This window comes from Caballeronia sp. LZ033 (assembly GCF_031451265.1).
In the GTDB taxonomy this organism is placed as follows: domain Bacteria; phylum Pseudomonadota; class Gammaproteobacteria; order Burkholderiales; family Burkholderiaceae; genus Caballeronia.
In genome coordinates, this window is the sequence record NZ_JARUXQ010000004.1 from 841,269 (window position 1) to 854,628 (window position 13,360).

Sequence of the window (13,360 nt, forward strand, 5' to 3'; positions counted from 1 at the left end):
CTGCGGCATTTGCGCGCGCAGCAAGATCGCTGACGCAACGCAACATTTTTTGCGATTGGCGCTAAGCTCGGCCCCGTTACACGACTGAATCGGCAAGAACACACACGCCCGACCATCCGGGCGCGGGTGACATTCAAGGCACAGGGCATCATGCATTCGACTCTCGAAGCACTCGATCTGGCGCGGCTCCAGTTCGCGTTCACTGTCTCGTTCCACATCATTTTTCCGGCGTTGTCCATCGGGCTCGCGAGCTTCATCGCGGTGCTCGAAGGCGCCTGGCTCAAGACCGGCAAGCCCGTCTACAAGGAGCTGTGTCTCTTCTGGTCGAAGGTCTTTGCCGTGGCGTTCGGCATGGGCGTCGTGTCGGGCGTCGTGATGGCGTACGAGTTCGGCACCAACTGGGGCGGCTTCTCGACCTTCGCCGGCCCGATCACCGGCCCCCTGCTCACCTACGAGGTGATGACCGCGTTCTTCCTCGAGGCGGGCTTCCTCGGCATCATGCTGTTCGGCTGGAACAAGGTCGGACCGAAGGCGCACTTCGGCGCCACGCTGATGGTCGCAATCGGCACGCTCATCTCCACCTTCTGGATCCTCGCGTCGAACAGCTGGATGCAGACGCCCCAGGGCTTTCGCATCGAAGGCGATCACGTCGTGCCGGTGGACTGGTGGGCGATCATCTTCAATCCGTCGTTCCCGTACCGGCTCGCGCACATGGCGATTGCGGCGTTCATCGTCGCGGCGCTGGTCGTCGCCGCGACCGGCGCATGGCATCTGCTGAAAGGCCGGCGCGATCCCGCCATCCGCAAGATGTTCTCGATGGCGCTCTGGCTGCTGCTCGCACTGACGCCGATCCAGGCGCTCGTCGGCGACGCCCACGGTCTCAACACGCGTGAACATCAGCCCGCGAAGATCGCGGCGATCGAAGGCATCTGGGACACGGAGAAAGGCGGCACGGCGCTGAACCTGTTCGGCATTCCCGACATGGAAGCCGAAACCACGAAGTACGCGGTGCGGATTCCGCATCTCGGCAGCCTGATCCTCACACACAGCTGGGACGGCGAGATTCGCGGCCTCAAAGAGTTTCCGAAGGCGGACCGGCCGAACTCGACGCTCGTGTTCTGGACCTTCCGCGTCATGGCGGGTCTTGGCGTGCTGATGATCCTGATGTCGTTCGCGGCGTGGTGGCTGCATCGCAAGCGCCGGCTGTTCGAGGCGCGCTGGTTCCATCGCTTCGCGCTGGCGATGGGTCCGAGCGGCTTCATCACGCTGCTGGCCGGCTGGATCACGACCGAGGCAGGCCGCCAGCCGTGGGTGGTGTACGGCGTGATGCGCACCGCCGATGCCGTCTCGCCCGTTACTGCGCAACAGGTTGGCGTGTCGCTGCTGGCGTTCGTGATCGTCTACACGATCGTCTTCGGCACCGGCATCTACTACTTGCTGAAGTTGCTGCGGCAAGGGCCCGCGCTGCCGGGCTCGCCTACGGAGACGCCCGACGGCACCGCGCGCCGGCCGCTCAGCCTTCCGCATCAGTCCATCGAAGGAGCTTAAGACATGGACCTCACGCTTGCCTGGGCCGCGATCATCGCGCTGGGATTGTTTCTCTACGTGGTGCTCGACGGCTTCGATCTCGGCATCGGCATTCTCTTCCCGTTCTTTCCCGACCAGCACGACCGCGACGTGATGATGAACACCGTCGCGCCGGTCTGGGACGGCAATGAAACCTGGCTCGTGCTCGGCGGCGCGGGACTGTTCGCCGCGTTCCCGATGGTCTATTCGACCGTGCTGTCCGCGCTCTATCTGCCGCTCGTGCTGATGCTCGTCTGCCTGATCTTTCGCGGCGTGTCGTTCGAGATTCGCGCAAAGGCGCAGCGCACGCGGCATCTGTGGGATCTGGCGTTCATCGGCGGATCGGCGGGCGCGACTTTCTTTCAAGGCGTGGCGCTCGGCGCGTTTCTCGACGGCATTCCCGTCGCCGATGGCCGTTTTGCCGGCGATCCCTTCGGCTGGTTCACGCCGTTCGCGCTCTTTACCGGCGGCGCGCTTGTCGTGACGTACGCGCTGCTCGGCGCGTGCTGGCTGATCGCCAAGACCGAAGGCGATTTGCAGCGGCGGATGTATCGCGTCGTCTGGCCTTTGACGCTGCTGCAACTCGCGACCATCGCCGTCGTCAGTATCTGGACGCCGCTGCAGGACGCCGGCATTGCGTCACGCTGGTTCGACTCGCCGCTGTTCTACCGGCTGCTGCCCGTGCCGGTGCTGGTCGCGGCGTGCGCGTGGGCCATGAGACGTTCGATCGAATCGCGTCACGAGACACGGCCGTTCGCCGTCGCGCTGGGCTTCGTGCTGCTCGGCTATGCGGGACTTGTCGCGAGCATTTCGCCCCATGACATCTTCCCCGGGGTTTCGATCTGGGACGCGGCCGCGCCGCATTCGAGCCAGTTGTTCACGATCGTCGGCGCGGCGGTGATCCTGCCGGTCATCATCGCGTACACGACGCTAAGCTATTGGGTATTCAGAGGAAAGGTGCGCCATGGCGAACATCATTACCACTGAGCGCGCGCGCAAGCTGTTCTGGTTTGTGGCGCTGTGGGTGGCGGGCGTGGGCGGCGCGATGCTGCTCGCGCTGCCGTTCAAGCTGCTGATCAAGGCGGGGGCGGCGATTCATTGAGGGCGGGGTGTCGTCTTCGACAAACACCCCCTCAAGACACCCCCGCCGCCACCACCCCGCCGACGATCCCGAACACCACCACCGCCACCGTCACGAACGCCAGCACGCGCGGCGGAAACGATCGCCCGAGCATCGCCAGCGACGGCACGCTCACCGGCGGCAGCGTCATCAGCAAGGCTCCAGCAGGACCGGCAGCCATGCCGAGCGACAGCATCGCCTGGATGATCGGCACTTCACCGGCCGTCGGGATCACGAACAGTGTGCCAGCCACGGCGAAGGCCGCGATCCACAGCAAGCCGTTGCCGATATCCGGCCCGATATGCGGAAACAGCCACGCGCGCGCCGCGCCGAGCAGCAGCACGAGCACGATGTATTCAGGGATGAGCCGCAAGGTCATGCGGCCGAGAATCTTGAGCCAGCGCGAAAACGCCGTGCCGGGGTCGTCGGTTTCGACGAGCTTCGCCAGCGACTCGCGCGATGCCGCCGCCTGTGCCGGCGTCACCATCCGGTTCACCGCGTAGCCGAGCCCGAACACCATCAACACGCCCAGCACGAGGCGCAGGCCGGTCCATTGCCAGCCGAGCACGAAGCCCATGAACACCAGCGCGGCCGGATTGAGCACGGTATTGCCGAGCCAGAACGCGATCGCCGCGCCCGGCGCCGCCTCGCGCGCCCGCAGGCCCGCGACGACCGGCGCCGCGCAGCACGTGCACATCATGCCCGGCAACGACATCAGCCCGCCGTTCACCACGCTGCCGAAGTTATGCTCCCCGAGCGCCCGGGCGACCCAGCGCGGCGGAATCAGCGCCTGCACCGCCGAGCCGAGCAGCAGGCCGAGCACCATGGCCTGCCAGATGGCCTTGCCATAAGCGAGCGCGTAATCGAGCGCGGCCTGCCACGAAGGCGTCGGCGCATTCGCGGCCGTGCCCATCAGAATGGACTTGCCGATGGAATGCTGGCTCGCCGCGACAAACGCGCGGTTGTAGTACGGAAACCATTTCACATAGAACAGTCCCAATACGGCGATCAGCAGGAACACCATCCAGCCGAGCGCGACGCGAGGTTGTCGGAGCGTGGTCATAACGTGTTTTCTTGTTTCGAGTGTGAAGTTGGAATCAGAGTGCGGGCGTGGTTTCGGCGAGCTGCGCGAGCAGTGCATGCGCTTGTTCGATACTGTCTTCGTCGTTCGGCCGGAACAGCACGTGCGCCGCGTGCGGCAACTCGCGGTACAGCGCCTGGCTGCTGCGCGCGTAGGCCGGATCGTAATGCCGGTCGATCAGCTCGCCGAACAGCTCCGCGCGCGCATCGGCGTCGATCAGCCCGTGCCAATGCGCCACGCGTTCGCGGCTGTGCAGCGCAACCAGCTTCGAGAGCTGCGTCTTGAAGAAGGCCGGATCGTCGAACAGATGGGCGTAATCCTGCAATAAAAACGCGATGCGGTCTTTCCGCTGCGCACGAACCTCCACGCAGGGCGACGCGTGCAGACTGTCGAGCAGCGCGTCGGGCAGTGTGATGGAACCGATGCGGCGCCCTTCCGCCTCGACGAACACCGGCCGGGTCCGGTCGAAGTAAGACAGCACCTCGAGCAGCGCCGAATCGAAGCCTTTCTGCGACGGTTGCGGCTGCCCCGGCAACGCCCCGAGCAGCGACCCGCGATGCGCCGCCAGCCCTTCCAGATCAAGCGCCTGCGCGCCCGCCCCGTGCAGCGCTGTCAGGAGCCGCGTCTTGCCGCTGCCCGTATGGCCGATCAGCACCACATAGCGGAACTGGCGCGGCAGTTCGCTTAGCCGCTCCATCACGCCGCGCCGGTAAGTCTTGTAGCCGCCGTCGAGCTGACGCGCCTGCCAGCCGATCAGGTTGAGCCAGGTCGTCATCGAACCGGAGCGCTTGCCGCCGCGCCAGCAATAGACGAGCGGGCGCCAGTTACGGGGTTTGTCTGCGAAAAGCGTATCGAGATGCTGCGCGATGTTGCGCGCGACCATCGCCGCGCCGACGCGGGTCGCCTCGAACGGCGAAACCTGCTTGTACATCGTCCCGACGATCACCCGTTCCTCGTTGCTGAGCACCGGCGCGTTGATGGCGCCGGGAATGTGATCCTCGGCGAATTCGAGCGGCGTGCGGACGTCGACGATTTCATCGAAATCGCCAAGGCGGTCGAGAGGAACAAGCAGGTTTTTCACGGGAAACGGGGCGCGCGGCGGCTGACTGAAGCGAAAAATTATCGCATGGGCACGGATTCGCTTCCGGCGGGCTCTTTTTTCTCCGCCGCCCCAGGCGGGCGCGAAGCGGCTACAGTGGCCGTATCGCAGGACCGTCCGCACCGTGCAAGGAGAAGCGATGAGCTATCACGAGACGATCGGCGTGCGCCGCTACCGTTTCGACGACCTGAAGACGCTGCTCGCCCGCGCCAGTCCGCGACGCTCCGGCGATGAGCTCGCCGGTCTCGCGGCCGCCACCGAGGAAGAGCGCGTGGCCGCCAAAATGGCGCTGGCGCAGGTCCCGCTCGCCGCCTTCCTCGACGAACCGCTGATCCCCTACGAGGACGACGAAGTCACGCGGCTGATCGTCGACACGCATTCGCGCGAAGCCTTTGCGCCCATCGCGCATCTGACGGTCGGCGCCTTCCGCGAATGGCTGCTCGCCGACAGCACCGACACCGCCGCGCTCGAAGCCGTCACCCTGGGCATCACGCCGGAGATGGCCGCGGCGGTGTCCAAGCTGATGCGCAACCAGGACCTGATCCTCGCCGCCAAGAAGCGCCCGGTGGTCACGCGCTTCCGGACGACCATCGGCCTGCCGGGGCATCTCTCCGTGCGCCTCCAGCCGAATCACCCGACCGACGATCCCAAAGGCATCGCCGCCGCGATGCTCGACGGCCTCTTCTACGGCTGCGGCGACGCGGTCATCGGCATCAATCCGGCCTCGGACTCGCCGGCGGCCATCGGCACGCTGCTCACGATGATGGACGACTTCCGCCGCCGCTACGACGTGCCGATGCAATCCTGCGTTCTCACGCACGTCACCAACACGCTCGCGGCGATCGAACAAGGCGCGCCGGTGGATCTCGTGTTCCAGTCGATCGCGGGCACCGAGCGCGCCAATGCGAGCTTCGGCGTGTCGCTCGCGCTGCTCGCGGAGGCGCGCGACGCGGCGTTGTCGCTCGGGCGCGGCACGGTCGGCGACAACGTCATGTACTTCGAGACGGGCCAAGGAAGCGCGCTGTCGGCGAACGCGCATCACGGCGTCGACCAGCAGACTTGCGAGGCGCGTGCCTACGCCGTGGCGCGCCGCTTCCAGCCGCTGCTGACGAATACCGTGGTCGGCTTCATCGGTCCGGAATATCTGTACGACGGCCGGCAGATCATTCGCGCGGGACTGGAGGATCACTTCTGCGGCAAGCTGCTCGGCGTGCCGATGGGCTGTGACATCTGCTACACGAATCACGCCGAAGCCGATCAGGACGACATGGACACGCTGCTGACGCTGCTCGGCGCCGCGAACGTGAATTTCATCATGGGCGTGCCGGGCGCGGACGACGTGATGCTCAACTATCAAAGCACCTCGTTTCACGACGCGCTGTATGTCCGCCGGCTGCTCGGCCTCAAGCGCGCGCCTGAGTTCGAAGCGTGGCTCGCCAGAATGCGCGTTACGGATGCAGAGGGCGGTTTGCTTGCGCGTCCATCAGGCGCGCCCCGTCAACCACTGCTCGACTGGATCGACGCATGACGACGCCACCCCGCCAGGACGATCCGTGGGACGCGTTGCGGCGTTTCACGAATGCCCGCATCGCGCTGGGCCGCGCGGGCAGCAGCCTGCCGACCGCGCCGCTGCTCGCCTTCGAACTCGCGCACGCGCAGGCGCGCGACGCGGTACACCAGCCGCTCGATACCGGCGCGCTTGCCGAGGCCATCCGCGCCGCAGGATTCGACACACTCGATGTGCCGAGCGCGGCGCCCGATCGCGCTACTTATTTGCGTCGTCCCGACCTGGGGCGCATGCCCGGGGAAGCAGGCGAGGCGCATCTCGCCGAGTACGCGAAGACCCTGCATGACGCACCGGACCTGGTGTTCGTGGCCGCGGACGGACTGTCCGCTGTCGCCGCGCAGCGCCACGTCGCGCCGCTGCTCGCGAGCCTGCGGCCACGTCTCGAAGGCTGGCGCATCGGTCCCGTGGTAATCGCCACGCAGGCGCGGGTTGCACTGGGCGATCCCGTCGGCGAACGCTTGCGGGCGCGGATGGTGGTGATGATGATCGGTGAACGGCCGGGACTCAGTTCGCCGGACAGTCTCGGGCTCTACGTCACGTATGAGCCGCGCGCCGGCCGTCACGACGCCGAGCGCAACTGCATCTCCAACGTGCGCCCGGAGGGCCTGCCTTACGACGCCGCCGCGCACAAGCTGATGTGGCTGCTGAACGAAGCGCGCCGCCTCGGACTGACCGGCGTCGGGCTGAAGGATCACAGCGGCGCGTTGCCCGCGCCTCACAGTTCGGACGCACTCGAAAACTAGCCGCGCAGCTTGCGATACACCGTCGTGCGCGACACGCCGAGTTCGCGCGCCGTCGCCGATACATTGCCGCCGTGCGCCTTGAGCGCTGCCGCGACCGCGCCGGCTTCGATGTCGGCAAGACGCCCGCCTGAGGGCAGCGTCGGTGCGAATGCCGGTTCTATCTCACCGAGTGCATCGAGTTCATCCACGAAATCGTGCGGCAGATGGGCTACGCGAATGTGCGTGTCGTGGTCGTCGAGCATCGCGCAGGCCGTGCGCAGCACGTTGCTCAACTGCCGCAGGTTGCCCGGCCAGGGATGGCGCGCGAACAGCGTGAGCACGGCCGGATCGATCTCGATCGGACGGCCGATGAATCGCTCGTCGCGCAGCATCTTGTCGGCGACCGCGCGCAGATCGGTTCGCTCAGCCAGCGGCGGCAGTGTCACCGAGAGTCCGTTGACGCGGTAATACAAATCCTCGCGGAAGGCGCCCTGCGCGACGCAATCGCGCAGCTTGCGGTTACTCGCGCAGACCAGCATGAAATCGACCGGCACCCCGCGCGCCGCGCCGAGCGGCTCGACCACGCGTTCCTGCAGCACGCGCAACAGACGGCTTTGCAGTGCGAGCGGCATGTCGCCGATTTCATCGAGGAACAGCGTGCCGCCGTTCGCCTGCACGATCTTGCCGGTCGCGCCGCGTTTGGCCGCGCCCGTAAAGGCGCCCGGCACATAGCCGAACAGCTCGGATTCGATCAGCGTCTCCGGCAGCGACGCACAGTTCACCGCGACGAACGGGCCCGCGCGACGCGGCGAATCGGCATGGATCGCGCGCGCGAGCATTTCCTTGCCCGCGCCGGTCGGCCCGCCGATCAACACTGGAATGTTCTTGCCGATCACCTTGCGGACGCGTCCGGCGACGTCCTGCATGTGCGCATCGCCGGTGCAGAGCGCCGCGAGCGCCGACGACACCGGCTCGGCGACCGTCACGGCCACGCTCGTCGACGGCCGGCCGCGAAACTCGATGCTCGCAAACACGCCGACGCCGCTGTGCAGCACGAGCCGCCGCGGCGCGTCGCCGGGACGCCCGATCAGCGTTTCGACACCCTCGCCGAACAGCGTCTCCGCCGTCTGCGCACGCAGACTGCGCAAATCAAGCCCGAGCTGGAACTGCGCGCTGCGGTTCGCGCACAGCAGACGGCCGTCCAGTTCGAAGACGGCAATGCCCTCCATCAGCGTGCCGATGAATTCGGGCCGGCTGTGGAAACGGACGCGCGGCTTGTCTTCGAAGGCGCTCGAAATCAGCCGGTTCTCGATGGTTTGTCCCGACATCTTGACGAGCGCCATCGTGTGCTGGTGATAGCCGCGCCGGTCGCCGGTGACGTCGAGGACGCCGGACAGGTTGCCGAGCGGATCGAGGATCGGCACGCTCGAGCAGGTCAGAAAATGATTCGCGCGCAGGTAGTGCTGGTCGCCGTGAACGGTGACGGCCGTGCGCTCCGCGATGGTCGTGCCGATGGCGTTCGTGCCCTGATGCGCTTCGTTCCAGATCGCGCCGGCGCGCAACGCGACTTTTTCGGCGCGGGCGAGAAAGTCGTCATCGCCGAACGAATGCAGGATCAGGCCTTCCGCGTCCGTCAGCGCAATCATGCTGTGCGTATTCGCAAGCTGGGCGTACAGCGTCTCGATGACCGGCAGCGCGTGCGCGCACAGCGTGCGGCTCTCGTCGAGCTTGACGGCGAGTTGCGCGCCGGTCAGCACGACGTAATCGGGGCGCATCGTTTCACACAGCCCGAAAGTGGCCGAACGCTCGTGCGAATGACGGATGAGATCGCGCTGCGCGGGCTGCAAGGCCGCGCCGATGGCGTGCTGCATCGCCTTCCTCCTTGTCGGTTCAGCGCGGCCGTGGGCGGGGCTTGGTGCCATCCGACGCCGCGTGACTGTCTCCTCGCCGCAATGTAACACTGCGGCGGGACACGGGTCGATCCGAGGAAGCACGCGTAAGCGGCATGGCGCCGCCTTGGCGCTACAGCACGAGCGAGCCTGCGGATATCGCAATGACGAGGAAGATCACGAACAGGATCAGGAAGATGAAGAAACAGATCTTGGCGATGCCCGCCGCGCCCGATGAAACGCGTGTGAAGCCGAAAAGGCCCGCAACGACGGAGATGATCGCGAAGAGGATGGCAAGTTTGAGCATGGCGATTCCGGTTTTTTTGTCGTGATGGCCGGTGTACATGCAAGCAGCGTGCCGCACATGCTTTTCCGCATCAATCTGATGGTGCGTTGCGAAAAAGACGGTTAGTTGCTGGTCAATCCCCAAAAAAGCGGGCGAAGATTGCCCGCTTTTTTGGCTCGTTGCTGCTGTCAACGCCCGCGCGTATCGGCGGCGACGCGAGCTGGCGCTGCTGCCGGCGCCGGTTTGGGCAGCGGTCGACGGCTGCCGAGCCAGCCCGCCACGGCTTGATGCACGCGCGGCACGGCGAGCAGCGCGCCGATGGCGAGCGCATCGGCGGCTAGCCCGGCCGGCACGTTGATGAGGCCGTCGGTCAGCGTGAACAGGACAGAATCGACGACCAGCGAAATGACCGTCCCCGCGACGAATGCCACCATGCCGTCGCGCCCCACCGCGCCGATCCACGGCAAGCGGTTCGCGATCGCCTTCACGACGCCATAGCGCGCCAGATTGGCGCAGATCCACGCGATCGCCAGGAAATTGACGATTCGCGGCCCGGCGAGGTCACGCTTGAACGCACTGTCCAGCACCGGGGGCAGCACGAGCAGCTTGTAATACGCCATGCCGGCGATCAGCGCGACAGTGCCCGCGCTGACAATCCAGCCGAAACGATGCGCGCTCACCCGCTGGTACACGGGCTGGCAGCGCGCCAGCACGCCGAGCACGAACATCAGCTGCCAGGCTGCCGGATTGAAGTCCCACAGGTTGTCTTCGGCGGAGGGCAGATATTCGCCGATGGCCGGCGCACACGCCCACAGTGCGAGGCTCAGGCCGAGCAGGATCCAGGGCTTGCTGCGCGCGAGCGGCAGCATCAGCGGCACGGCCAGCGCGAACAGGGCGTACATCGGCAGGACGGCGGCCAGGTACGGCTGGCGCTCGAAGGTGAGAATCTGCGCAATCGACGAGACCGGCTCGGCCATCAGGCTGTCGAGATCGTGTAGCGCGAGATTCGGCGCGTGGCCAAAGAACGGCCGCAACAGGAAGGACGCGGCCAGCATCAATACGGCGGTGACGAGGAAGGCGCGGTACAGCTCGAACGCCCGCTTCACGAAGCGGCGGCGCGCGACGCTTTCGGAACGGCGCTCGGCGAGCGAGACATAGGCGGTGGCGGTGGCGAAGCCGCCAAGAAAGACGAAGACTTCGGCGGCATCATTGAGCGCGAACGCATGCAGGGTGAAGCGCGACACCATGCTCCCGCCGATATGATCGACGACGATGATGAGCAGAACCAATCCCCTGAAGAAGTCCAGCTCGACGAGACGTTGTGATTTTCCCTGCATGCGAAAGTGGCGTTTTTTCCCGGAAGTCGGGAAGTGTAGGACGGCCGGATTTTCAGCCGGCTCGAGAGGGTTGGAGTTTACCCGTAAACCGAGCTCAACCGCTTCTCAAGAGATGCAAAAATCCGTTTCAAATCCGGTATTTGTGGCCAGTTGGCCATATTTAGTCGCAAGACACGACCCGGCCCGCTGAAGATCGCTATCGTGTGGCGCTTCGATACGAATTAATATTTCAGGTTCCTTTCATTTCTGCAATCGAGCAGGTTAGCATTCCGCCATTGACGTCAATCCCTGACCAGGCCCGCACCGCATGGACTATCTCTTCGCCCTTCTCGCCGATCCTGCCGCCTGGGCCGCGCTCGCGACGCTCGTCGTCATGGAAGTCGTGCTTGGCATCGACAACCTCATCTTCATTTCCATCCTGACCAACAAGCTGCCCGAAGCGCACCGGGCACGCACCCAGCGCCTGGGAATCGGCCTCGCGCTCGTGATGCGGCTTGGCTTGCTCGGCACGGTGGCGCTGATCGTCCGGCTCACGGCGCCGATCTTCGAAGCCTTCGGGCACGGATTCTCGTGGCGCGACCTGATCCTGATCGCGGGCGGCGTGTTTCTCGTGTGGAAGGCCACCACCGAGATCCGTCATCACGTGACGCACGACGCCGACGACCACGCCGGCGCGAACGCGGGGGGCCGTCTGACGCCGCTCTCGGCGATCGGCCAGATTTTGCTGCTCGACCTCGTGTTTTCCATCGACAGCATCGTGACCGCGGTCGGCATGACCGAGCACATTCCGATCATGTTCGTCGCGGTGATCGCCGCGGTCGCCGTGATGCTGTTCGCGGCCGGGCCGCTGTCGAGGTTCATCGAACGGAATCCGACCATCGTCATGCTGGCGCTCGGCTTCCTGCTCGTGATCGGCATGACGCTGATTGCGGAAGGTTTCGGCTCGCATGTGCCGAAAGGCTATATCTATGCCGCGATGGCGTTCTCGGCGCTGGTGGAGGCGCTCAATATGCTGGCGCGGCGCGCGAAGACGCGCAAGGCAGGCGCAGCAAGGGATTGAGAGCCTCCAGACGGGCGCATGCTAGCGGACTCTGGCGGTGTGCCAGGCTTAGTTCAGCGTCCGAATAAATTTCCGAGCGTTCGCACAAGGAAATAAAAGCAACCGGGCCAGGTAATATTTTGTATTAAGTCATTGTAGAATCCGCCGAAACGATAATTCCAGACGGCGAGATTCAATTGGCGACAGTTGCAAATACAAAAATAGTCCAGACAGAGGCCAGACCCTACCGTCCCGAGATTGACTCACTTCGCGCAGTCGCTGTCATTGCCGTCCTGATCAGTCACTGGGCGCCCAAAATCATGGGCCCCGTGAATTGGGGACACGCCGGCGTCTACATGTTCTTTGTGATCAGCGGCTTCGTCATTACGCGTGGGCTGCTGCGCGAACGCAACGCAGGTCAAGGCCAGATCAATGTCGTCGCGTTTTACACCCGGCGCGCGCTGCGTATTTGGCCGATCTATTACCTTTCGATCGCATTCTATTTGCTGATCTGGCCTGGAATGAGCGGGTCGGAGGCACTCTGGCACTCCGCATTTCTCTCCAATCTCTTTTTCTCGCTCAACCATGGAGACGGATTTCCAATCCATTTCTGGTCGCTCTCGGTTGAGGAGCAGTTTTATCTGGTGTGGCCGTTCATCACGCTGCTGCCGAGCCGAATCTTGTGGAAGGTCTGCTGCGCCATGATCGTCGCTGCGCCCGTGTCGAGACTCTTCTTCTACGGACACATACACAACGTCGAAGCAACGCTTTACTCCTTGACCAGCAACGTCGATTGCCTCGCGTTCGGTGCACTGCTCGCATTATTCGAGCAGCGAAGGCAGCAAGGTCTTGCTTTTCCTCATGTCGTCACAGGATGCATCGGCGCCGTTCTCACGATGTGTGTTTTCGCCGGCGACCTCACCGGTCACTGGGCCTATGGAATCGTTCTGTGGCCCACGGCCATTGGCTGCCTGACAGCCTCGTTGATTGCCTGGATGGACGGCTCGCCGACTGCGATAGCGATCGCTTGCCGTCCCACCTTGCAATACCTCGGCCGCATCAGCTACGGGATCTACCTCTACCATCTGGCAGTGGGCCGATACCTGTTCGATCAGACCGTGGTTCGGAACATGTCGCCGCTGGCTTTTTTCCTGATCGCGTTTGCGATCACCGTCGCGGTCGCATCGGCGAGCTGGTATCTGATCGAAAAGCCGTTCGTGGCGCTGGGACGCAGACATCGCGACGGATCGAAATCTCCGCGTATCGCCATGTCCATGGCGATCGCGTGCGCAGTGCTTCTCGTGCCGCTTGGCATGAACCAGCTCTTCCTTCGCAACGCGCTGCCGGTCGTCTCGCTGCAAACGAAGATCGTCGATTACGGGCCCAGGATCATCGATCTCGCCCACCTGGATCCCGCCGGCACGCCGATCTGGATGAAGATCAACGGCGATTTGCCTCCGGGTACGGTGGCCGTCATTGGCGGTGAACGAATTCCAATGTGGAAGTCCGATGACGTCGTGGCATTCAAGCTGACGCCGGATCTTTTGCTTCGTCCGAGCCATCAGACGGTGTTTCTGGAGCACCGGGGCTTCGTCACTGTTGCGCGAACGGCCCAGGTCGGACTGGAAATCGGCAGCAATTGACCGACGCGCCG

12 protein-coding genes are annotated in these 13,360 nt (G+C 64.6%); 7 read left to right on the top strand and 5 right to left on the bottom strand.

Annotated features, from left to right (window positions below):
* Window positions 1-150: 150 nt before the first annotated feature.
* From QCE62_RS31060 to QCE62_RS31070, 3 genes are read left to right on the top strand one after another with little or no spacing between them, the layout of a single operon-like run.
* Window positions 151-1,548 (top strand): cytochrome ubiquinol oxidase subunit I, encoded by a 1,398-nt coding sequence (locus QCE62_RS31060; protein WP_309926481.1) that lies wholly within the window; start codon window positions 151-153, stop codon window positions 1,546-1,548.
* 3 nt (window positions 1,549-1,551) lie between these two features.
* Entirely contained in the window at window positions 1,552-2,553 is a 1,002-nt protein-coding gene (cydB, locus tag QCE62_RS31065; RefSeq protein WP_309838155.1) for a cytochrome d ubiquinol oxidase subunit II, read from the top strand.
* Entirely contained in the window at window positions 2,531-2,668 is a 138-nt protein-coding gene (locus tag QCE62_RS31070; protein ID WP_309926482.1) for a hypothetical protein, read from the top strand. Before cydB ends, QCE62_RS31070 begins: the two co-directional genes overlap by 23 nt.
* 31 nt (window positions 2,669-2,699) lie before the next feature.
* On the opposite strand, the gene QCE62_RS31075 is transcribed toward QCE62_RS31070, so the two are convergent.
* A complete protein-coding gene (locus QCE62_RS31075; RefSeq protein WP_309926484.1) occupies window positions 2,700-3,749 on the bottom strand; it encodes a permease in 1,050 nt (349 codons plus the stop codon).
* 34 nt (window positions 3,750-3,783) lie between these two features.
* On the bottom strand, window positions 3,784-4,848 hold the full coding sequence (gene mnmH, locus QCE62_RS31080; protein ID WP_309926486.1) for a tRNA 2-selenouridine(34) synthase MnmH: 1,065 nt from the start codon (window positions 4,846-4,848) through the stop codon (window positions 3,784-3,786).
* A gap of 157 nt (window positions 4,849-5,005) precedes the next feature.
* Between mnmH and QCE62_RS31085 the strand changes: the two genes are divergently transcribed.
* Complete coding sequence (locus QCE62_RS31085; protein WP_309926488.1) at window positions 5,006-6,394, top strand: ethanolamine ammonia-lyase subunit EutB; 1,389 nt, start codon at window positions 5,006-5,008, stop codon at window positions 6,392-6,394.
* Window positions 6,391-7,176, top strand: a complete 786-nt coding sequence (gene eutC, locus QCE62_RS31090; RefSeq protein ID WP_309926490.1) for an ethanolamine ammonia-lyase subunit EutC — start codon at window positions 6,391-6,393, stop codon at window positions 7,174-7,176. The genes QCE62_RS31085 and eutC overlap by 4 nt, the downstream gene beginning before the upstream one ends.
* Here eutC and QCE62_RS31095 read toward each other — a convergent pair.
* From QCE62_RS31095 to QCE62_RS31105, 3 genes are all read right to left on the bottom strand, one after another.
* On the bottom strand, window positions 7,173-9,026 hold the full coding sequence (locus QCE62_RS31095) for a sigma-54-dependent Fis family transcriptional regulator (RefSeq protein ID WP_309926493.1): 1,854 nt from the start codon (window positions 9,024-9,026) through the stop codon (window positions 7,173-7,175). The two genes, eutC and QCE62_RS31095, sit on opposite strands and share 4 nt — an antisense overlap.
* Before the next feature lie 151 nt (window positions 9,027-9,177).
* Window positions 9,178-9,351 carry a DUF1328 domain-containing protein gene (locus QCE62_RS31100; RefSeq protein WP_309820442.1) on the bottom strand — a complete coding sequence of 58 codons (174 nt, stop codon included), beginning with the start codon at window positions 9,349-9,351 and terminating at the stop codon, window positions 9,178-9,180.
* Window positions 9,352-9,518: 167 nt separating this feature from the next.
* The gene (locus tag QCE62_RS31105) at window positions 9,519-10,667 is read right to left on the bottom strand and encodes an OpgC domain-containing protein (protein WP_309926495.1); all 1,149 of its coding nucleotides are present in this window, start codon (window positions 10,665-10,667) and stop codon (window positions 9,519-9,521) included.
* A 307-nt stretch (window positions 10,668-10,974) separates the two neighbouring features.
* On the opposite strand from QCE62_RS31105, the gene QCE62_RS31110 reads away from it, so the two are divergent.
* On the top strand, window positions 10,975-11,727 hold the full coding sequence (locus tag QCE62_RS31110) for a TerC family protein (protein ID WP_309926498.1): 753 nt from the start codon (window positions 10,975-10,977) through the stop codon (window positions 11,725-11,727).
* A 176-nt stretch (window positions 11,728-11,903) separates the two neighbouring features.
* On the top strand, window positions 11,904-13,349 hold the full coding sequence (locus QCE62_RS31115) for an acyltransferase (protein ID WP_309926501.1): 1,446 nt from the start codon (window positions 11,904-11,906) through the stop codon (window positions 13,347-13,349).
* The last annotated feature ends 11 nt before the right edge of the window (window positions 13,350-13,360 follow it).